Consider the following 19,434-nt stretch of genomic DNA (forward strand, 5'->3'; position numbering starts at 1 on the left):
TCATGAGCACGCATGACTACGACGTCCTGGTGGTGGGTTCGGGCTTCGGCGGCAGTGTCGCCGCCCTGCGGTTGACCGAGAAGGGCTACCGGGTCGCGGTGGTCGAGGCCGGACGCCGGTTCGCCGACGACGAGCTGCCCAAGAACAACTGGCGCGCCCGCCAGTACCTGTGGGCGCCCTGGGCGCGGTGCTTCGGGATCATGCGGATCACCCTGCTGCGCAACGTGCTGATCGCCAGCGGCACCGGCGTGGGCGGCGGCTCGCTGGGCTACGCCAACACGCTCTACGAGCCGCTCGACCCCTTCTACCGCGACCGGCAGTGGGCCCACATCACTGACTGGAAGAGCGAGCTCGCCCCGCACTACGCGCAGGCCAAGAAGATGCTCGGCGTGACGACTGTCCGGGGCTCGACCCCGGCCGACGACCAGCTGCGGGCGCTGGCGCGTGACTACGGGGTCGAGGACACGTTCCACACGACCGACGTCGGCGTGCTCTTCGGCCACGACCACGGCGTGGACCCCGGTGCGCCGGTCTCCGACCCGTTCTTCGGTGGCGTCGGTCCTGACCGCAACGCCTGCATCGACTGCGGCGCCTGCATGACGGGTTGCCGGCACAACGCCAAGAACACCCTGGTCAAGAACTACCTGCACCTGGCGGAGTCCGCCGGCGCCGAGGTGCTCGCGATGACGACGGTCACCGACGTCCGGCCACGCCCGGGCGGCGGCTACGACGTGCGGACCCGCCGCACCGGCAACCCGCTGCGGCGCCGCACGATCACGGCGGAGCAGGTGGTGTTCGCGGGCAACGCGCTGAACACCCAGCAGCTGTTGCACCGCCTGAGGGCCTCCTCCCTGCCGCGGCTCTCCGCGCGGATCGGCGAGCAGAGCCGCACCAACTCCGAGGCCGTCCTCACCGCCCGCTCGATGAACAAGGACGCCGACTTCACCCCGGGCGTCGCCATCACGGCGTCGTTCCACCCCGACGAACACACCCACGTCGAGGTCTGCCGGTACGGCAACGGCTCGAGCGCCCTGGGCCTGATCAACGCGCCGCTGGTCGACGGAGGCCACGGGGGCTCGCAGCTGCGTGCGGTGTGGAAGGCCTACCGGGCGCTCGGCCTGCGCCGGGCGATCGCCATCCACAACCCCCGCCGCTGGGCCGAGCAGTCCATCGTCGTGCTGGTGATGCAGACCCTGGACAACTCGATCACCACCTATCTCAAGCGCGGGCTGTTCGGCCGGCGGATGACCAGCAAGCAGGGTGTCGGCGAGCCGAACCCCCGCTGGATCCCGATGGCCAACCGGGTCGCGCGCGACCTCGCCGCACGGATCGGTGGCAACGCGGGCAGCTCGACCGCAGACCTGGCCGGCATCCCGATGACCGCCCACTTCATCGGTGGCTGCGTCATCGGCACCTCCGCGGAGGAGGGCGTCATCGACCCGTACCAGCGCGTCTTCGGCTACGAGGGGCTGCACGTCACCGACGGGTCGGCCATCTCCGCGAACCTCGGCGTCAACCCGTCGTTGACCATCACGGCCCAGGCCGAGCGGGCGACGGCGCTGTGGCCCAACCGCGGCGAGGCCGACAGTCGGCCTGCACTGGGTGAGCCCTACCGGCGCGTCGACCCGGTGGCGCCGGTCAGCCCGGTGGTGCCGGCGGGTGCCCCCGCGGCGCTCCTCCTGCCGATGCCCACGGTCCGCCCGGTCGGGACGCGGGAGGCCGATACCGTCGAGGCATGATCCTGCGTGACCTGGTCGCGGACGACTGGCCCGCAGTCCACGCGATCCTGCGATCGGTGGCCGAGCAGGGCGAGACCTACGACTGGCCCGCCGACATCAGCGAGCCGCAGCTGCGGGCGATGTGGGTGGAGAACCCCGGCTGGCGCACCGTCGTGGCCACGACCGACGACGGAGCCGTCCTGGGGGTCGCGGACTTCGGCCCGAACCGGATCGGCCGAGGCGCCCACGTGGCCAACGCCAGCTTCGTGGTCGCGCCCGGGGCCGGCGGTCAGGGTGTCGGCCGGGCACTCGGCGAGCACGTCGTCCGGGCCGCGCGTGCCGACGGTTTCGCCGCGCTGCAGTTCAACGCGGTGGTCGAGACCAACACCGCGGCGGTGGCGCTCTGGACCTCGCTCGGGTTCGCGATCATCGGCACGGTGCCGGAGGCGTTCGAGCATCCGCGGCACGGGCGCGTCGGCCTGCACGTGATGCACCGACCCCTGTAGCCGCGGGTCCGGACCGTTAGCATCGGGGCAAGCAGAGCGACCCAGCCGTCGGGGCCGCCACGATCGAAGGGAACACCCGTGTCCGAGCTCGACATCCACGTCCGGTCCGCCGCAGGAGACGACGCCAGGACGGTGGAGCCCGGCACGCGGATCTGGCAGCTGTTCGCCGACGAGCCCGACGTCGTCGCCGCCCGGGTGGACGGCGAGCTGCGGGACCTCTCGCGCGAGCTCGAGGCGGGCGACGTGGTCGAGGCGGTCGCGATCGACAGCCCCGACGGACTCGACATCCTGCGTCACTCCACGGCCCACGTGATGGCCCAGGCCGTGCAGGAGCTGTTCCCGGAGGCCAAGCTCGGCATCGGTCCGCCGATCACCGACGGTTTCTACTACGACTTCGACGTCGCCGAGCCGTTCGTCCCCGAGGACCTGGTCAAGATCGAGTCCCGGATGAGGAAGATCATCAAGGAGGGACAGAAGTTCGACCGCCGCGAGGTCACCGACGACCAGGCCCGGGTCGAGCTGGCGGACGAGCCGTACAAGCTGGAGCTGATCGGGCTCAAGTCCACCGCCGGCGACGTCGCCGAGGGTGCGGGCGTCGAGGTCGGCGAGGGCGGACTGACGATCTACGACAACCTTAAGCGCGACGGTTCGGTCGCCTGGGGAGACCTGTGCCGCGGGCCCCACCTGCCGACCACCAAGCGCATCCCGGCGTTCACGCTGATGCGATCGGCGGCCGCGTACTGGCGCGGCGACGAGAAGAACAAGCAGCTGCAGCGCCTGTACGGCACCGCGTGGCCGACCAAGGAGGCGCTCGAGGCGCACCTGTTCCGCATCGAGGAGGCGCAGCGCCGCGACCACCGCAGGCTCGGTACCGAGCTGGACCTGTTCAGCTTCCCCGACGAGATCGGCTCGGGGTTGCCGGTGTTCCACCCCCGGGGCGGGGTGATCAAGCGTGAGATGGAGGACTACGTCCGCCGCCGGCACATCGAGGAGGGGTTCGAGTACGTCGGCACCCCCCACATCGCCAAGGAGGGACTGTTCCACACCTCCGGCCATCTGCCGTACTACGGCGAGGGCATGTTCCCGGCGCTCGATGTCGACGGCAGCGACTACCGGCTCAAGGCCATGAACTGCCCCATGCACAACCTGATCTTCCGTTCGCGCGGCCGCTCCTACCGTGAGCTGCCGCTGCGATTCTTCGAGTTCGGGCACGTCTACCGCAACGAGAAGTCCGGCGTCATCCACGGGCTCACCCGCGTCCGCGGCTTCGCCCAGGACGACTCCCACTCGTACGTGACCCCCGAGCAGGCGCCCGGCGAGATCCGGCACCTGCTGCAGTTCGTGCTCAGCCTGCTGCGTGACTTCGGTCTCGACGACTTCTACCTCGAGCTCTCGACACGCGACGCCAGCAAGGACAAGTTCATCGGCTCCGACGAGGACTGGGCGACCGCCACGAAGGTGCTGGAGGACGTGTGCCTCGAGAGCGGGCTCGAGCTCGTCCCCGACCCGGGCGGAGCGGCCTACTACGGACCGAAGGTCTCGGTGCAGGCCCGCGATGCGATCGGTCGGTCCTGGCAGATGTCGACGATCCAGTACGACTTCAACCAGCCGTCGCCCGAGCGGTTCAACCTGGAGTACGTGGCGGCCGACGGTTCGCGCCGGCAGCCCGTGATGATCCACTCCGCGAAGTTCGGCTCGATCGAACGGTTCATGGGCGTGCTGGTGGAGCACTACGCCGGCGCGTTCCCTCCGTGGCTGGCGCCGGTCCAGGTCGTCGGGATCCCGGTGGCCGAGCGGCACGCCGACTACCTGGTGAACCTGACGGCCCGGCTCAGGGCCCTCGGCATCCGCGCCGAGGTCGACCACTCCGACGAGCGGATGCAGAAGAAGATCCGCAACGCCCAGACCCAGAAGGTGCCGTTCATGCTGCTCGCCGGCGACAACGACATCGACGGCGGCGCCGTGTCGTTCCGCTACCGCAACGGCGAGCAGGACAACGGTGTCGCGCTGGACGAGGCGATCGAACGGATCGTGGCCGCAGTGCGCGACCGCGTCCAGGTCTGACCCCACCCCCGCGGGCGGTAGGTGAGCAACCCTTCCGCTGGTGCGGCGGTAGGTGGGCAACCGAATGGAGGAGTGATTCGGTACCTCACCTACCGCCGACCGAGTGGGGGTGACGACGCGACGTGGGGCGCCTCGATGGCTGGAACAGCGAGTCCCAATGGTCGCCGAACACCGGCGCAAGCCCCGGGTAGCCGCGGGTGCGCAGGAGTTGGTGCACGGCGGTGGCGAGTGCCCGCGGGTGACGCAGCATCTCGTGGGTCACCTGCAGGTACGCGACGTCATGACGACGCATCCATGCGTACCGGGCGATGTCGGTGTTGAACTGGCCGACGTCCCCGATGTGCTGACGACCCTCGTACTCCAGGACGGTGCGCCACCGCGGCCACCAGAGATCGCCGATCGGTCCGGCCGGGTCGTCGTCCAGTCGCGCGTTCACGACGGGATCGGGCAGGCCGGCGAACCGGACGACGGCCCGGGACTCCGACTCCTTGGGCGACCGGGACCGTCCGTCGAGGTGTGTGGTCACGGCCGCGGCAGCCGCAGCTCCCGGACGCCAGTCGTGGTGACGGGCGAGTTCGCGCAGGCCAGGAAGCGTCATGTGACCGTGGTGCAGGAGCCAGTCGCCGGCTACCACCAGGTCCAGCACCCGGGCGGTGGACGCGAGCCCGATGAAGGCCGCCGTCGGGGTCACCCCGTGCTCGTCGGGGGGAGGCAGGACCACGGCCCGGTGGAGGAAGATGTCGTCGTGGGTGCGATGCAGGTCGCCGACCGCGGTGAAGTGAAGGGGGCGGCGCGGCCCGACGTCGAGTCCCAGGCGGTGCAGGCGGGTGGCATGGCTGAGGTGGGCGTGGTCGGGCATGGACAGGTCCGCGGCCACGATCCAGTCGAGCTCGCTCATCGCCAGCCCGGTCCACACCCACACACGGGGGAAGAGCTGCCGGAACTCGCGTCCCTGCAGCTGGCGAGCGGTCAGGCCGAGGGCGAGGGCCTCGCCGCGGGTGAAGGGCCGCACCATCAGGGCGTCCGGGATGCAGGGGCGACGTGGCATGGCGCCAGCCTCGACATCTCGACGGCCGGTCGCCACAGGGCGGACGAGGTCGGTGGACACGCTGTCGCACCGGCAAACCTGTGGACATCCGCCGTGGTTCGGTCACGGGCGGTAGGTGAGCAACCGAATGGAGGGCTGATTCGGTACCTCACCCACCGCCGTCATGAGGGAAGGGTTGCTCACCTACCGCCCCGGGGCGGTGGAGGGTGGGCGATGGCTAGGGTGGCCGGTGTGGATCACGAGGACCGCTTGGAGCGGCTGTGGGTGCCGCACCGGATGTCCTACGTTCGGGGCGCAGAGCCCGCACCCGACGACCGGTGTCCGTTCTGTCGCATGGCCGAGGGCGGCGTGGGCTCCGACATCGTCGTGACGCGAGGCGAGACCGCCTTCGTGGTGCTGAACCTCTACCCGTACAACCCCGGCCACCTCATGGTCGTCCCCGACCGCCACGTCGCCGACTACACGGAGCTGACGCCGGCGGAGACCGTCGAGGTCGCCCAGCTGACCCAGCAGGCGCTCGTGGCGATCCGCTCCGTGAGCCATCCGCACGGGTTCAACGTGGGACTGAACCTGGGCGGGGTCGCCGGAGGCTCGCTGTCGGCCCACCTGCACCAGCACGTCGTGCCGCGATGGTCCGGCGACGCCAACTTCATGACCGTGCTCGGCGACACCAAGATGATGCCCCAGCTGCTCGAGGACACGTGCGACCTGCTGCGCGACGCGTGGCCCCAGGAGGATTGATGCTCGAACGATTCCGGCAGTTCTGGACCAACGTGTGGGCGCCGTTGGCCAACCTGTTGCTCAAGCTGGGGGTGACCCCCGACCAGGTGACGATCGTCGGCACGCTCGGCGTCAGCGCCGGCGCGCTGTGGTTCTTCCCCCGCGGCGAGTTCTTCGTCGGGGTGCTGGTCATCACGGCCTTCGTGTTCAGCGACATCATGGACGGCTACATGGCCCGGGCGTCGGGTCAGTCGTCCAAGTGGGGTGCGTTCCTCGACTCGACCCTGGACCGCGTCGGCGACGCCGCGATCTTCGGCGGTCTGGTCCTCTACTACGCGACCGTCGACGCCGAGTCGCAGCTCGGTGACCCCGAGATCTACCTGGGCCTCAGCCTGGCCTGCCTGGTGCTCGGCAACCTGACCTCCTACGCCCGCGCCCGGGCCGAGAGTCTCGGCATGCAGGCCAAGGGCGGCATCGCCGAACGGGCCGACCGCCTCGTGGCCATCCTGGTGATGACCGGGCTCAACGGTCTGTTCGGCGCGCCGTTCCTCACCGAGATCACCCTGTGGGCGCTGGCCCTGGCCAGCCTCGTCACGGTGTTCCAGCGGATGGTGATCGTCCACCGGCAGGCGGTCGGGCGGCCGCTGGGCGATCCCGACACGCCCTGAACGGATCCGACCGGCACGATGTGACAGTCGACATGTAACATCGGTCTTGACACATACTGCCGGTATGGAGCAGGCTCGAGGGAGAGCCACTCCCCAGGAGGATTCATGACGCAGACGATCGAGCCCACCGCGACCCGCGAGACCTACGAGGAGTCGCTGAAGCGACTGTCCCAGGCGTCGGTCGACCGCCACTTCGATGCGTTCGTCGACGTGCAGTGGGACCACCCGGACTTCTCCGTCGACCCCGACGACGCGCGCTGGATCCTGCCCGCCGGGGCCGACCCGCTGGGCGGCCACCCGTGGTACCAGGCGCTGCCCGTCGCCCGACAGATCGAGATCGGTCAGTGGCGCCAGGCCAACATCATGAAGGTCGGCCTGCAGTTCGAGAACATCCTGATCCGCGGCATCATGCAGTACGTCTTCACCCGCCCCAACGGCTCGGCCGAGTACCGCTACCTCACCCACGAGGCGACCGAGGAGTGCCACCACACGCAGATGTTCCAGGAGTGCGTCAACCGCATCGGTGTCGACGTGCCCGGCATGCCGTTCTGGATGCGCAAGATCGCCACCTTCCTGCCGTGGGCCGGCTCGGCGTTCCCGCTGGCCTTCTTCATCGGCGTCCTGGCCGGCGAGGAGCCGATCGACCACACCCAGAAGCAGGTCATGCGAGCCGGGGCCGAGGGCCCGCCGGTGCTGCGCCGGGTGATGGAGATCCACATCGCCGAGGAGGCGCGGCACATCTCGTTCGCGCACCTGTACATCCAGCGCAACGCCCACAAGCTGGGGCGCATCGAGCGCCAGATCGTGGCCGCTCTGTACCCGGTCATCATGCGCGTGCTGGGCGACGCGATCCTCGTGCCGGGCAAGGAGTTCCGCCGCGAGTTCGACATCCCGAAGCACGTCATCAAGGACCTCTACTGGCGGTCGCCGGAGTCGCGCGAGCGTCTCTCGGAGATCTTCAGCGACGTGCGCATGCTCGCCGAGGAGTCCGGCCTGATGACCAGGTTCTCGCGCCGCCTCTGGTCGTGGCTGAAGATCGACGGTCGTCCGTCGCGCTACCGCAGCGAGCCGCCCGTGCAGCTCAGCGCAGCCGCCTGACGTGCCGCACGTCGTCACCCGGTCCTGCTGCGCGGACGCCTCGTGCACGTTCGCGTGCCCGGTCAACTGCATCCACCCGACGCCGGACGAGCCCGACTTCGGCACCGCCGAGATGCTGTACATCGACCCGGTGTCGTGCGTCGACTGCGGTGCGTGCGTCCGGGCATGCCCCGTGGGCGCGATCGTGCCGCACACCAAACTGGGTGAGCACGAGCTGCCGTTCCTGGAGATCAACGCGGCCTTCCACAACCCGCCACGCTCCTACCCGCCGCAGGCCCCCGTCCCGGCCGTCGTCGACATCCGGAGCCGGGCCGAGACGTTGCGGGTCGCCGTCGTCGGCGCCGGACCGGCGGCCATGTACGCGGCCGACGAGCTGCTGAAGCAGGCCGATGTCGAGGTGTCGGTGCTCGACCGGCTTCCCACGCCCTACGGACTCGTGCGGGCCGGCGTGGCACCGGACCATCCCGACACCCGTTCGGTCACCCGGGTCTTCGGCCAGGTGGAGGCCCAACGGGGCTTCTCGTACCACCTGGGCGTCGAGGTCGGGTCGGACCTGGGCATCGACGAGGTGCTGGCCCACCACCACGCGGTCATCGTCGCCACCGGCGCCTCCCGCGACCGCAGCCTCGGCATCCCCGGCGAGGACCTGCCCGGCAGCGAGACCGCCACCGACGTCGTCGCCTGGTACAACGGCCATCCCGACCACGCCCACCGCGACATCGACCTCAGCGCCGATCGTGCGGTCGTGGTCGGCAACGGCAACGTGGCCCTCGACGTCGCCCGCATCCTGGCCACCGACCCCGAGCGACTGGCCGGCACCGACATCGCCGACCCGGCGCTGGACCGGCTGCGCGCCAGTCGTGTGCGTGAGGTCGTGGTGCTGGGTCGTCGCGGCCCGGCGCAGGCCGCCTTCACCGTGCCCGAGCTGGTCAGTCTGGTGTCCCGTGACGACATCGACGTCGTCGTCGACGACCCGGGCGGGCTGGCGATGCCCGATGACGCCGACCTGGTCACCCGTCAGAAGATCGAGGCGCTGCGAGCCGTTCCGGCGCCGCGGGGCGAGGGTCGCCGCCGCGTCGTCCTGCGCTTCTGCGCCTCACCGGTCGCCCTCGAGGGCGACGGCCGTGTCGAGCGGCTCCAGGTCGTGCGCAACCGGCTCGAGCCCACCCCGGACGGGGGAGTGCGGGCCGTCGCCGACGGCGAGCCCGAACCCCTGGAGACGTCCTTGGTGCTGCGGTCGGTCGGCTACCGGTCGATCCCGGTCGCCGGCGTCCCGTTCGACGAGCAGCGTGCCGTGGTCCCGAACCTCGAGGGTCGGGTGCTCGACGGGCCGGACGGCGGTCACGTGCGTGGCCTCTACGCCGCCGGGTGGATCAAGCGTGGTCCGAGCGGCTTCATCGGTACCAACAAGTCGTGCTCGCTCGAGACGGTCAACCACCTGCTGGAGGACTTCCTGGGCGGTCGTCTGCCCGCGCCCACCGGCAGCGCCCGGGCGTTCGACCGGTTGGTGACCGAGCGGTTCCCCGACGCGATCGACCTCGCCGGGTGGCGACGCATCGAGCGTGCCGAACGCGAGAACGGTGCCGCGGCCGGTCGTGTGGCCCGGCGGTTCACCGACCGCGCGGACCTGCGAGTCGCCGCTGCGGCGCCGCGGCGTCAGCGCCGCTCGCTCATCCGCTGAGACCGCGGGGCGACGCCAGGGGTGCGCGCGTAGAATCGAGGGTGCACTGAACCACTGCGATCGATACCGGAGAACTACGTGAGCAACGACCCGACCCCCGTCAGCACCGGCACCTCCCGCGTCAAGCGAGGCATGGCCGAGATGCTCAAGGGTGGCGTCATCATGGACGTCGTCGACGCGACCCAGGCGAAGATCGCCGAGGACGCCGGAGCGGTCGCGGTCATGGCACTCGAGCGGGTCCCCGCCGACATCCGCGCCCAGGGCGGCGTGGCGCGCATGAGCGACCCCGACCTGATCGACGGCATCATCGAGGCCGTCTCGATCCCCGTCATGGCCAAGGCCCGCATCGGGCACTTCACCGAAGCCCAGGTGTTGCAGTCCCTCGGCGTCGACTACATCGACGAGTCCGAGGTGCTGACCCCGGCCGACTACACCAACCACATCGACAAGTGGAAGTTCACCGTCCCGTTCGTGTGCGGCGCCACCAACCTCGGCGAGGCGCTGCGCCGGCTCACCGAGGGCGCGGCGATGATCCGCTCCAAGGGTGAGGCCGGCACCGGCGACGTCTCGAACGCCACGATGCACATGCGCAAGATCGGCGGCGAGATCCGCCGGCTGCAGTCGCTGAGCGAGGACGAGCTGTTCGTCGCCGCCAAGGAGCTGCAGGCGCCGTACGAGCTGGTCAAGGAGGTCGCCGAGAGTGGCAAGCTCCCCGTCGTGCTGTTCACCGCCGGCGGCATCGCGACCCCGGCGGACGCGGCCATGATGATGCAGCTGGGTGCCGAGGGCGTGTTCGTGGGGTCCGGCATCTTCAAGTCCGGCAACCCCTCGCAGCGCGCCGCGGCCATCGTGCAGGCCACCACGTTCTTCGACGACCCCGACGTCATCGCCAAGGTCTCGCGCGGTCTGGGCGAGGCGATGGTCGGCATCAACGTCGACGACATCCCCGAGCCGCACCGCCTGGCCGACCGCGGCTGGTGACGCCGGAACGACGCCGGCGTACGGCAGACGGAAAAGATTCTTGAAATCTTTCTTCCGAGTTGCGTCATGAACCACCGGGTGTGACGTTCTTTGGACGAAGGGCTTGGATCGAATGGCGATCAAGCCTTCGATCCAAGGAGAAGTTCATGAAGAAGTCCACCAAGGGCGCACTCGCCGCGGGCGCGGCCGCTGCCCTCCTGCTCGGCGGCGCCGGCACCCTCGCCTTCTGGACCGCTGACGGCGTTGCCGACGGCGGCTCCATCACCGCGGGCACCCTGACCCTGACCGACGGCACCTGCGATCCCGAGTTCGTGTACGCCGATGGTGCGGCCAGCGAGGGCGACGATGTCGTGCTGTTCGTGCCCGGCGACATCGTCACCAAGGACTGCACCTTCGAGATCGGTGCGACCGGCGACAACCTCGAGGCCCTCCTCGCGGCCCCCGACACGGTGACCTTCGAGACCGACAGCGGCGAGGTGCTCACCGCCACGGTCGACACGACCTACACGATCGGCGGCGACCCGGCCGCCGACGGCGACACGATCACGTCCGCCGACGACGGCGCGGAGGTCGTCGTGACCTTCCTCGTCGACATCGACTACGGCACCGCGGACGACCCGTTCGGCTCCGCGGCCCCGACGACCCCGGGTGTCAACGGCAACCTGACCCAGGGCATCACCGCCGCGCTGGACGACCTCACGGTCACCCTGACGCAGGTCGACCCGAACTGATCGCCACTGGCCCCCGGGGCGGTTCCACCACGGAACCGCCCCGAGGTCCGGCGGTCCGCCCATGACCACTCATCGGCTCGACGCGATCGGACCCCTGCGGTGGATCGGCCAGGTCATCGCCTGGACGGTCATCCTGGGAGTCGGTCTCGTCGTCGCGGCAGCGGTCGTCGTGCCCCGCATCGCGGGTGCGACGCCCTACACCGTGTTGACCAGCTCCATGGAGCCGGGCATGCCACCGGGGACGCTGGTCGTCACCCGGCCGGTGGAGGCCGAGGAGGTCCGGGTGGGCGACGTGATCACCTACCAGCTGGAGTCGGGACGACCGACGGTCGTGACGCACCGCGTCGTGGGCGTCGAGTACGACCTCACCGGCGAGCTGAGACTGATCACGCAGGGCGACGCGAACGACATCCCGGACGCCGACGCGGTACTGCCGGTGCAGGTCCGGGGGGAGCGGTGGTACGCCATCCCGTTCATCGGCCACATCACGACCAAGATCTCGAACGACACCCGACAGGTGGCGACCGTGGCCGTCGCGACCGCACTGGTCGGCTACGCAGGATTCATGTTCGTCGGGGCGGTGCGCGACCGGCGCACGACCCGCAGCACCACCCACCAGAACATCTCGACCGAGGAAGGAGCGCCGCGATGATCAGATCGACCACCACCGTGGTGCTGGCCCTCGTCCTGGCGTTGCTGGTGTCGTCACCGGCCGCTGCGGATCCGCGCATCGGCCTCAGCAACGACGGGGTCACCTTCGGGCAGGGGCTGGCACAGCCGCTCTACGACCCTGAGGTGCGATGGGTCCCCGGCGACACCCGCGGCTCGTCGTTCTTCGTCCGCAACCAGGCGGGTGAGGCGGCCTTCCTGAGCATCGACGTCCTCGGCAGCGAGGTCGACTCGCTGCTGGAGACCGGCGATCTCACCATCTCGGCCCGTGGCGCCGACGGTCCGTGGCGCGACATCTCCACCACCGGTACCCAGCGGCTGGTCGAGGACCTCGGGATCTCCTCCGGTCAGGTGACCCGGGTCGACGTCGAGGTGTCCTTCGCGCCGGAGTCGGTCAACCAGTCGCAGACCAAGCAGCTCGAGCTGGACTTCCGGGTCCGGCTCACCCAGGACCCGAACGGCGTCGTCGACATCGACGACGGAGTCCTGCCCGGCACCGGTGGCGCCCCGCTGCCCGCCCTCATCATCGGCCTCGCCCTGCTCGGCGGCGGCATCATCGCGACGTCCAGGCGCCGCCAGGAGGAGAACGATCATGTCTGAACACCGAGCGACATCCCGCCGGACCGTCCGTCGGTCGCCCCGACGGTCGGGCCGTGTCCGCGCCGTCCTCAGCCTGGGCATCGTGCTCGGCCTCGGCGCCGTCAGCACGATGGCCTTCTGGACCGACACCGCGACGGTCAGCACCGGCGGATTCGTCGCGGGCACCCTCGACCTGCGGGTCGACGGTGCCAACGAGGGCAAGCCCGCCCCGTACGTCGCCAACCAGCTCTCGGCGCTCAACCTGGCGCCCGGCGAGAGCGTGGCCGCGAGCTTCACGGTCAACAACGCCGGCTCGGTCGGCTTCACCTACACCGCCACGGGCACGGCAGCCGGTGTGCTCGGACCGAACCTGCGGTTCACGGTGCGCACCAACGCCGTGGCCGGCACGATCGGCACCCAGGCTGCCAACAACCGGGTGGGCAGCTGCACCGGAGGCACGCCCCAGGTGGGGCCGGCCGCGTTGACGGGCCAGTCGGTCATCGCGACGCCGCCCACGGTGGCGCCCGGCGGGTCGCAGACCTTCTGCGTCGTCGTCACGCTCGACCAGAACACCCCCATCACGCAGGGCGGCACCACCGGTACCGCGACCTTCAACCTGACGGCCACGCAGGTCGCTCCGTGACCCAGCACCGCGCCCCCGCGTCGTCGCGCACGTCTCGCCTCAGGCGAGCCGGCCGCGAGACGGCGTTGACCGCGGGTGCGGTGCTCGGCGTGCTGTGTCTGACCATCGCCCTGGCCGGGATGGCCTTCGACGTCCGGCCGGTCATCTTCCGGTCCGGCTCGATGGAGCCGGAGATCCAGACCGGCGCCCTGGCGCTGTCGCGCACGACCGACGCGTCCGAGCTGGTCGTCGGTGACGTCGTCACCGTCCGTGACGCCCGCGGTGTGCTGGTGACCCACCGGATCGTCTCGCTGACGACCTCCGGGTCCGAGGCCACCCTGGTCCTGCAGGGCGACGCGAATCCCGTGCCCGACGCCGACCCGTACGTGGTGCAGTCGGCGGACCGGATCCTGTTCGACGTACCGCGGCTGGGCTACGTCGTGTCGGCACTCTCCGGCCCCGCCGGCATCTTCGGGGGCGGACTCCTGGTGGGTCTGCTGCTCACCACCGTCTTCGCGCGCCGACGCGACGACGACCACACCCCGGGGCCCGGCGCGGGACCCGGCCCCACCGACGCGGTGGAACCGACCGAGGCGGACGACACGCCTGCGGACGAGCCGGGGCGGTCCGGCGGTCGGGCGGCGCGCCGGGGCAAGGGTCGGATGACGCTCGCGGCGATGGTCGCGGTCGTCGCCGCGGTCGGCGTCGGCAGCACGACGTCCACCACGGCCGCGTGGGTCGACAACGCAGCCGTGACGACCGGGACGTTCTCGATGCAGCAGGCCCCCGTCCAGGTCCTCACGTGCACCGTGGTGCCGATCGGCGGCGGCTTCGGCATCCGTCTGGACTGGGTGTCGGCGCAGAACCCGCTGCTCGGCTGGACCGTGTCCGCCAACAACCTCGGCAACAGCCTGGCCCTGGGCCTGCCGGACGCGCTGCTGGGCAACGCGCGCCAGTGGACCTCGCCGCAGTTCAACAACCGCTCGGGCGTCGTGACGGTCACCCGGACCCTGGGTACCGAATTGGGCAGTGTCAGCTTCGACTTCGGTCCGGGCAACGGGATCGGCAACAAGTCCTGCACCGTCAACCCCTGAACGGTCGTCCCCTGAGCCGTCGTCCTGCGGATCACCCCGTCGCCACTACGGTGGCGGGGTGCCTGCTTCCCCCACGATCGGTGTGTTCGCCCTGCAGGGTGACGTCCGGGAGCACCTGGCCGCGCTCCGGCGGCTCGGCGCCTCCACGCTCGCCGTCCGCCGGCCAGCCGAGCTGGAGCAGTGCGACGCGATCGTGCTGCCCGGTGGCGAGTCGACCACGATGCACAAGCTGGCGGTCACGTTCGAGCTGTTCGAGCCCCTGCGGGAGCGGATCGCGGGCGGGATGCCGGCCTTCGGCACGTGCGCGGGCATGATCCTGCTGGCCGACCGGATCACCGACGGCACCACCGACCAGCGGACGCTGGGCGGGCTCGACGTGACGGTGCGCCGCAACGCCTTCGGCCGACAGGTCGACTCCTTCGAGGGCGACCTCGACATGGCCGGGCTCGACGCACCCGTGCACGCCGTGTTCATCCGGGCGCCGTGGGTCGAGCAGGTCGGTGAGGCGGTCGAGGTGCTTGCCACCGTTCCCACCGGGGAGGCCGCGGGTAGGATCGTCGCCGTTCGACAAGGTGCCCTGATGGCCACGTCGTTCCACCCCGAGGTGGGACACGACGACCGTGTGCACGGACTCTTCGTCGACCACGTTCGCACGATGTAGAGATTCTGCGTAGAGCACCAGCCGGAGGAGGGACGCGCCATGTCAGGTCATTCCAAGTGGGCGACGACCAAGCACAAGAAGGCCGCGATCGATGCCAAGCGCGGCAAGATGTTCGCCAAGCTGATCAAGAACATCGAGGTCGCGGCGCGGATGGGCGGTCCCGACCCCGACGGCAACCCCACGTTGTACGACGCGATCCAGAAGGCCAAGAAGTCCTCGGTCCCCAACGACAACATCGACCGTGCCGTCAAGCGCGGCGGCGGCGTGGGCGACGACGCGGTGGACTACATCACCATCATGTACGAGGGCTACGGCCCGAACGGGGTGGCGATGCTCGTCGAGTGCCTCACCGACAACCGCAACCGCGCCGCCATGGAGGTCCGCACCGCCATGACCCGCAACGGCGGCACGATGGCCGACCCGGGCTCGGTGTCGTACATGTTCGCGCGCAAGGGCGTCATCATCGTGCCCGCGGAGCAGGAGGGCGGGGCCACCACCGAGGACGACATCCTGCTGGCCGTGCTCGACGCGGGGGCCGAGGAGGTCAACGACCACGGCGAGTCCTTCGAGGTCATCTGCGAGGCCACCGACCTGGTGGCGGTGCGCACCGCCCTGCAGGACGCGGGCCTGGACTACGACTCCGCCGACGCCTCGTTCGTGCCGTCGGTCAACGTCGAGGTCGACGTCGACGGCGCCACCAAGGTGCTCAAGCTGATCGACGCCCTCGAGGACTGCGACGACGTGCAGAACGTGTTCGCCAACTTCGACGCCTCCGACGAGGTCCTCGCCCAGATCTGACCCCCCGTCCCCGCTGGCAGTGACGTTTCGGCCCCGAATTCGGCCGATCCGGGGCCGAAACGTCACTGCCAGCGGGAAGTCGGGTGTGTCGGCGGGGGAGTGCCGGCGGGCTCGGCTAGGGTTCGAACATGCGTTCTCTCCAGGGCGGCCCGCGCAGGGTCATGGGCATCGACCCGGGCCTCACGCGGCTCGGGCTGGGCGTCGTCGAAGGCTCGGTGGGCAGGCCGCTCACGATGCTCGACGTCGACGTGCTGCGCACCCCCGCCGACCTCGACCCGGCCCGACGGCTGCGGATCCTGGCCGACGGCATCGAGGAGCGGCTCCTGCTGCACCGGCCCGACGCCGTGGCCGTCGAGCGGGTGTTCAGCCAGCACAACGTGCGCACCGTCATGGGCACCGCGCAGGTCAGCGGCGTCGCGATGATGCTGGCGGCGCGCCACGGCATCGAGGTGCACCTGCACACCCCCAGCGAGGTCAAGGCGGCGGTCACCGGCAGCGGCCGCGCCGACAAGGCGCAGGTCACCCAGATGGTCACCCGGCTGCTGCGGCTCACCGAGGCACCCCGGCCCGCCGACGCCGCCGACGCCCTCGCGATCGCGATCTGTCACCTCTGGCGCGGGGGAGCGCAGAACCGCCTTGCCGAGGCCGTCGCGAAGGCGGCCGGCCGGTGATCGCCTCGTTGCGCGGCACCGTCGCCGCGGTCTCGTTGGACTCCGTCGTGCTCGACGTCGGTGGGGTCGGCTACCTCACCCGGTGCACCCCCGGCACGATCGCCGGGCTGCGGATCGGCCAGGAGGCCCAGCTGGCCACCACGCTCGTCGTCCGCGAGGACTCGATGACCGTCTACGGCTTCGCCGACGCCACCGAGCGCGACATGTTCGAGCTCGTGCAGACCGCCAGCGGCGTCGGGCCCAAGGTGGCACTGGCGATGCTCGCGGTGCTCGACCCCGACCGGTTGCGCCAGGCCATCGCGCAGGCCGACCACTCGACCCTGATGTCGGTCCCGGGCATCGGACGCAAGGGCGCCGAGCGGATCGTCGTCGAGCTGAAGGACCGGGTCGGCCTGGCCGGCAGCGCCGCCCCCACCGGTGCGCCCGCGTGGCGCGAGCAGGTGCACGAGGCGCTGCTCGGCCTCGGCTGGCCCGCCCGCGACGCCGAGCGCGCGGTCGACAACGTCGCGGCCGATCTCGCCGACGATCCCGGCGCCGCGGCCGACGTCTCCACCCTGTTGCGCGACGCCCTGCGGTCGCTCGCGAGGACCCGATGAACGACGAGCAGTTCGACGAGTCCGGCGTCGTCACCGCGGTGGCGGGCGCCGAGGACCGCGCCTTCGAGGCGGCGCTGCGGCCCCGTACCCTCACCGAGCTGATCGGTCAGGACCGGGTCCGCGAACAGCTGTCGTTGGTGCTCGACGCTGCCATCGCCCGCGGCAGCACCCCCGACCACGTGCTGCTGTCCGGCCCGCCGGGGCTGGGCAAGACCACCCTGGCGATGATCATCGCGCACCAGGTGGCGGCCCCGTTGCGGATCACCAGCGGGCCCGCGATCCAGCACGCCGGCGACCTCGCGGCCATCCTGTCGGGCATCGGCGAGGGTGACGTGCTGTTCATCGACGAGATCCACCGGATGTCACGGCCCGCCGAGGAGCTGCTGTACATGGCGATGGAGGACTTCCGTGTCGACGTGGTCGTCGGCAAGGGGCCCGGCGCCACCGCCATCCCGCTGGAGATCCCGCCGTTCACGGTGGTCGGGGCCACCACCCGCGCCGGGCTGCTGCCCGGGCCTCTGCGCGACCGCTTCGGGTTCACCGCCCAGCTCGACTTCTACGACGCGGCCGACCTGCACCGCATCGTGCGCCGATCGGCCGACCTGCTCGCGCTCGACCTCTCCGACGCCGCCGGCCACGAGATCGCCTCCCGCTCGCGCGGGACCCCGCGGATCGCCAACCGGTTGCTGCGCCGGGTCCGTGACTTCGCCGAGGTCAGGACCGGCGGTGTCCTCGACGAGGCCGCGGCCCGGGCCGCCCTCGACCTCTACGAGGTCGACGCCATCGGTCTGGACCGGCTCGACCGCGCCGTGCTGACCGCCCTGTGCTCGAGCTTCGGTGGCGGGCCGGTGGGCCTGTCGACCCTCGCCGTCGCGGTCGGCGAGGAGCGCGAGACCGTCGAGGAGGTCGCCGAGCCCTTCCTGGTCCGATTGGGGTTCCTCGCCCGGACCCCGCGAGGTCGGGTCGCCACGCCGGCGGCGTGGCGGCACCTGGGGATGGCCGTCCCGGCCGGCCTCGACCAGCTGACGCTCGGCACCGACGACCCCTCCTGAGCGGTGGTGCCCCACCGGCCGCCCCCTAGACTTCGGGTGGCCGCCCGGCCATCCCGTGCCGCGGGACCGTCGATCTCCTGGAGAGACCCGTGAACGAAGCAGTGGCCAACTTCCTGCCCCTCGTCCTGATCGCCCTGGTCTTCTGGCTCCTGCTGGTGCGACCGGCTCGCAAGCGGCAGAAGGAGTTCACCGCCGTCCAGCAGGCGATCGAACCGGGCCGCGAGATCATGACCGCCAGCGGGATCTTCGGTACCGTCACCGGCGTCGTCGACGACCGGCTGCAGGTCGAGATCGCACCCGGCGTCACGATCGAGATCCTCCGGCAGGCCGTCGGCCGCGTCGTCGACGACCCGGCCGAGGAACCCTACGAGCACCGGACGAGCGACGACGACGTCGACGGACGCACCGACTGAACCGTCGGTCAACCATGAGGTGGCGACCTCCGGTCACCGCCGGACCGATAGCGTGGTCCACGTTCACCCGACTTGAGGAGTACCCATGAAGAAGTCCCTGTCCCTGGCCGCGACGGTCCTGGTCGGCGTCACGACCCTCTCCGCCTGCGGCGGGGGCTCCGGCGACTACTGCGGGGACCTCGAGTCGTTGCAGGACGACTTCGCCAGTGCGTCCGAGCTGACGTCCGAGACGGCCGAAGAGGTCTTCGCCGCCTTCGGTCAGCTCGCCGAGTCGGCCCCCGACGAGGTCGCTGACGACTGGGAGACGGTCGACTCGAACCTCGAGGGGTTCCAGAGCGCGCTGGAGGATGCCGGCCTCGACCTGGCCAACCTCGAGGACATCGACCCGACGACCCTCGACGAGGACGCCACCGCGGCGATCCAGGAGGCGTACGCCAACCTCGCCAACGAGGACTCCCAGGCCGCCTTCACGGCGATCGAGGAGCACGCGCTCGACGAGTGCGACGTCGACCTCAGCGAGTGATCCGGTGAGCGGCGCCGCCCGGCACATCGAGCGGCTGGTCCGCCCGGTGCCGGACTGGCCGCAGGCCGGTGTCGTATTCCGCGACATCAGCCCGCTGTTGGGTGACGCCACCGCCTGGGCGGAGGTCGTCGACGAGCTGAGCGAGCAGATCGGCGACCTCGGACGGATCGACGCCGTGCTCGGGGTCGAGGCGCGCGGCTTCCTGCTCGGGGTCGCCGTGGCACGCACCCTCGGGGTCGGGTTCATCCCGGTCCGCAAGGCCGGCAAGCTGCCGGCCGACGTCGTCAGCTCGTCCTACGACCTGGAGTACGGGTCCGCGACGATCGAGATGCACGCGGACGCGCTGGAGCCCGGCGCACGGGTCGTCGTCGTCGACGACGTCCTCGCCACGGGCGGCACGCTGCAGGCCACGATCGACCTGGTCAACCGGGTCGGCGCCGAGGTGCTCGCCACCGCCGTGATGATCGAGATCGACGGACTCGGCGGTCGGGACCTGCTGACCGGCCGGCCCTGTCTCGCGCTGCACACCTTCTGACCGACG

At 70.7% G+C, this 19,434-nt stretch carries 22 protein-coding genes; 21 read left to right on the top strand and 1 reads right to left on the bottom strand.

What is annotated here, in order from left to right; all coding sequences use genetic code 11:
* Nucleotides 1–2 precede the first annotated feature (2 nt).
* The 3 genes from HMPREF0063_RS05125 to thrS all read left to right on the top strand — a co-directional run bounded on the left by HMPREF0063_RS05125 (nt 3) and on the right by thrS (nt 4,288).
* Complete coding sequence (locus HMPREF0063_RS05125; RefSeq protein WP_007077587.1) at nt 3–1,739, top strand: FAD-dependent oxidoreductase; 1,737 nt, start codon at nt 3–5, stop codon at nt 1,737–1,739.
* Nucleotides 1,736–2,224, top strand: coding sequence for a GNAT family N-acetyltransferase (locus HMPREF0063_RS05130; protein ID WP_007077588.1), 489 nt, complete (start codon nt 1,736–1,738; stop codon nt 2,222–2,224). The genes HMPREF0063_RS05125 and HMPREF0063_RS05130 overlap by 4 nt, the downstream gene beginning before the upstream one ends.
* A 78-nt stretch (nt 2,225–2,302) precedes the next feature.
* Complete coding sequence (gene thrS, locus HMPREF0063_RS05135; protein WP_007077589.1) at nt 2,303–4,288, top strand: threonine--tRNA ligase; 1,986 nt, start codon at nt 2,303–2,305, stop codon at nt 4,286–4,288.
* Nucleotides 4,289–4,373: 85 nt separating this feature from the next.
* Here the strand turns inward: thrS and HMPREF0063_RS05140 are convergent, their stop codons facing one another.
* Nucleotides 4,374–5,336: a hypothetical protein gene (locus HMPREF0063_RS05140; protein WP_040320113.1), complete on the bottom strand. Its 963-nt coding sequence runs from the start codon at nt 5,334–5,336 to the stop codon at nt 4,374–4,376.
* Between the two features lie 213 nt (nt 5,337–5,549).
* Here HMPREF0063_RS05140 and HMPREF0063_RS05145 point away from each other — a divergent pair, with 213 nt between their 5' ends.
* The 18 genes from HMPREF0063_RS05145 to HMPREF0063_RS05230 all read left to right on the top strand — a co-directional run bounded on the left by HMPREF0063_RS05145 (nt 5,550) and on the right by HMPREF0063_RS05230 (nt 19,428).
* Entirely contained in the window at nt 5,550–6,077 is a 528-nt protein-coding gene (locus tag HMPREF0063_RS05145) for an HIT family protein (RefSeq protein ID WP_007077591.1), read from the top strand.
* Complete coding sequence (gene pgsA / locus HMPREF0063_RS05150; RefSeq protein WP_007077592.1) at nt 6,077–6,724, top strand: phosphatidylinositol phosphate synthase; 648 nt, start codon at nt 6,077–6,079, stop codon at nt 6,722–6,724. The genes HMPREF0063_RS05145 and pgsA overlap by 1 nt, the downstream gene beginning before the upstream one ends.
* A gap of 105 nt (nt 6,725–6,829) precedes the next feature.
* Nucleotides 6,830–7,822 (top strand): AurF N-oxygenase family protein, encoded by a 993-nt coding sequence (locus HMPREF0063_RS05155; RefSeq protein ID WP_007077593.1) that lies wholly within the window; start codon nt 6,830–6,832, stop codon nt 7,820–7,822.
* A gap of 1 nt (nt 7,823) precedes the next feature.
* Entirely contained in the window at nt 7,824–9,503 is a 1,680-nt protein-coding gene (locus HMPREF0063_RS05160) for an FAD-dependent oxidoreductase (RefSeq protein ID WP_007077594.1), read from the top strand.
* Nucleotides 9,504–9,635: 132 nt separating this feature from the next.
* A complete protein-coding gene (gene pdxS / locus HMPREF0063_RS05165) occupies nt 9,636–10,484 on the top strand; it encodes a pyridoxal 5'-phosphate synthase lyase subunit PdxS (RefSeq protein WP_211208793.1) in 849 nt (282 codons plus the stop codon).
* Between the two features lie 146 nt (nt 10,485–10,630).
* Complete coding sequence (locus tag HMPREF0063_RS05170; RefSeq protein WP_007077596.1) at nt 10,631–11,215, top strand: alternate-type signal peptide domain-containing protein; 585 nt, start codon at nt 10,631–10,633, stop codon at nt 11,213–11,215.
* Between the two features lie 61 nt (nt 11,216–11,276).
* A complete protein-coding gene (locus HMPREF0063_RS05175; RefSeq protein ID WP_007077597.1) occupies nt 11,277–11,867 on the top strand; it encodes a signal peptidase I in 591 nt (196 codons plus the stop codon).
* A complete protein-coding gene (locus HMPREF0063_RS05180; RefSeq protein ID WP_007077598.1) occupies nt 11,864–12,484 on the top strand; it encodes a hypothetical protein in 621 nt (206 codons plus the stop codon). The genes HMPREF0063_RS05175 and HMPREF0063_RS05180 overlap by 4 nt, the downstream gene beginning before the upstream one ends.
* Nucleotides 12,477–13,106 carry a TasA family protein gene (locus HMPREF0063_RS15670; protein WP_050760908.1) on the top strand — a complete coding sequence of 210 codons (630 nt, stop codon included), beginning with the start codon at nt 12,477–12,479 and terminating at the stop codon, nt 13,104–13,106. Before HMPREF0063_RS05180 ends, HMPREF0063_RS15670 begins: the two co-directional genes overlap by 8 nt.
* On the top strand, nt 13,103–14,179 hold the full coding sequence (locus HMPREF0063_RS15675; protein WP_007077600.1) for a signal peptidase I: 1,077 nt from the start codon (nt 13,103–13,105) through the stop codon (nt 14,177–14,179). The genes HMPREF0063_RS15670 and HMPREF0063_RS15675 overlap by 4 nt, the downstream gene beginning before the upstream one ends.
* Before the next feature lie 58 nt (nt 14,180–14,237).
* A complete protein-coding gene (pdxT, locus tag HMPREF0063_RS05195; RefSeq protein WP_040320114.1) occupies nt 14,238–14,840 on the top strand; it encodes a pyridoxal 5'-phosphate synthase glutaminase subunit PdxT in 603 nt (200 codons plus the stop codon).
* Between the two features lie 39 nt (nt 14,841–14,879).
* Nucleotides 14,880–15,638: a YebC/PmpR family DNA-binding transcriptional regulator gene (locus HMPREF0063_RS05200; protein ID WP_007077602.1), complete on the top strand. Its 759-nt coding sequence runs from the start codon at nt 14,880–14,882 to the stop codon at nt 15,636–15,638.
* Nucleotides 15,639–15,799: 161 nt separating this feature from the next.
* Nucleotides 15,800–16,309: a crossover junction endodeoxyribonuclease RuvC gene (ruvC, locus tag HMPREF0063_RS05205; RefSeq protein ID WP_007077603.1), complete on the top strand. Its 510-nt coding sequence runs from the start codon at nt 15,800–15,802 to the stop codon at nt 16,307–16,309.
* Nucleotides 16,306–16,905 carry a Holliday junction branch migration protein RuvA gene (ruvA, locus tag HMPREF0063_RS05210; protein ID WP_007077604.1) on the top strand — a complete coding sequence of 200 codons (600 nt, stop codon included), beginning with the start codon at nt 16,306–16,308 and terminating at the stop codon, nt 16,903–16,905. Before ruvC ends, ruvA begins: the two co-directional genes overlap by 4 nt.
* The gene (gene ruvB, locus HMPREF0063_RS05215; protein ID WP_007077605.1) at nt 16,902–17,957 is read left to right on the top strand and encodes a Holliday junction branch migration DNA helicase RuvB; all 1,056 of its coding nucleotides are present in this window, start codon (nt 16,902–16,904) and stop codon (nt 17,955–17,957) included. Before ruvA ends, ruvB begins: the two co-directional genes overlap by 4 nt.
* An 89-nt stretch (nt 17,958–18,046) precedes the next feature.
* The gene (gene yajC, locus HMPREF0063_RS05220) at nt 18,047–18,370 is read left to right on the top strand and encodes a preprotein translocase subunit YajC (RefSeq protein WP_169309969.1); all 324 of its coding nucleotides are present in this window, start codon (nt 18,047–18,049) and stop codon (nt 18,368–18,370) included.
* An 85-nt stretch (nt 18,371–18,455) separates the two neighbouring features.
* Nucleotides 18,456–18,893 (top strand): hypothetical protein, encoded by a 438-nt coding sequence (locus HMPREF0063_RS17075; protein WP_007077607.1) that lies wholly within the window; start codon nt 18,456–18,458, stop codon nt 18,891–18,893.
* A 4-nt stretch (nt 18,894–18,897) separates the two neighbouring features.
* Nucleotides 18,898–19,428, top strand: a complete 531-nt coding sequence (locus tag HMPREF0063_RS05230; RefSeq protein ID WP_007077608.1) for an adenine phosphoribosyltransferase — start codon at nt 18,898–18,900, stop codon at nt 19,426–19,428.
* The last annotated feature ends 6 nt before the right edge of the window (nt 19,429–19,434 follow it).

Source organism: Aeromicrobium marinum DSM 15272 (genome assembly GCF_000160775.2).
In the GTDB taxonomy this organism is placed as follows: domain Bacteria; phylum Actinomycetota; class Actinomycetes; order Propionibacteriales; family Nocardioidaceae; genus Aeromicrobium; species Aeromicrobium marinum.

What these genes read in the sequence shown, in the direction of transcription:
- HMPREF0063_RS05125 (WP_007077587.1), top strand. Translation starts at nt 3, where the DNA reads ATGAGCACGCATGACTACGACGTCCTGGTGGTGGGTTCGGGCTTCGGC.
- HMPREF0063_RS05130 (WP_007077588.1), top strand. Translation starts at nt 1,736, where the DNA reads ATGATCCTGCGTGACCTGGTCGCGGACGACTGGCCCGCAGTCCACGCG.
- HMPREF0063_RS05140 (WP_040320113.1), bottom strand. Translation starts at nt 5,336, where the DNA reads ATGCCACGTCGCCCCTGCATCCCGGACGCCCTGATGGTGCGGCCCTTC.
- HMPREF0063_RS05145 (WP_007077591.1), top strand. Translation starts at nt 5,550, where the DNA reads ATGGCTAGGGTGGCCGGTGTGGATCACGAGGACCGCTTGGAGCGGCTG.
- pgsA (WP_007077592.1), top strand. Translation starts at nt 6,077, where the DNA reads ATGCTCGAACGATTCCGGCAGTTCTGGACCAACGTGTGGGCGCCGTTG.
- HMPREF0063_RS05155 (WP_007077593.1), top strand. Translation starts at nt 6,830, where the DNA reads ATGACGCAGACGATCGAGCCCACCGCGACCCGCGAGACCTACGAGGAG.
- pdxS (WP_211208793.1), top strand. Translation starts at nt 9,636, where the DNA reads ATGGCCGAGATGCTCAAGGGTGGCGTCATCATGGACGTCGTCGACGCG.
- HMPREF0063_RS05170 (WP_007077596.1), top strand. Translation starts at nt 10,631, where the DNA reads ATGAAGAAGTCCACCAAGGGCGCACTCGCCGCGGGCGCGGCCGCTGCC.
- HMPREF0063_RS05175 (WP_007077597.1), top strand. Translation starts at nt 11,277, where the DNA reads ATGACCACTCATCGGCTCGACGCGATCGGACCCCTGCGGTGGATCGGC.
- HMPREF0063_RS05180 (WP_007077598.1), top strand. Translation starts at nt 11,864, where the DNA reads ATGATCAGATCGACCACCACCGTGGTGCTGGCCCTCGTCCTGGCGTTG.
- HMPREF0063_RS15670 (WP_050760908.1), top strand. Translation starts at nt 12,477, where the DNA reads ATGTCTGAACACCGAGCGACATCCCGCCGGACCGTCCGTCGGTCGCCC.
- HMPREF0063_RS05200 (WP_007077602.1), top strand. Translation starts at nt 14,880, where the DNA reads ATGTCAGGTCATTCCAAGTGGGCGACGACCAAGCACAAGAAGGCCGCG.
- ruvC (WP_007077603.1), top strand. Translation starts at nt 15,800, where the DNA reads ATGGGCATCGACCCGGGCCTCACGCGGCTCGGGCTGGGCGTCGTCGAA.
- ruvB (WP_007077605.1), top strand. Translation starts at nt 16,902, where the DNA reads ATGAACGACGAGCAGTTCGACGAGTCCGGCGTCGTCACCGCGGTGGCG.
- HMPREF0063_RS17075 (WP_007077607.1), top strand. Translation starts at nt 18,456, where the DNA reads ATGAAGAAGTCCCTGTCCCTGGCCGCGACGGTCCTGGTCGGCGTCACG.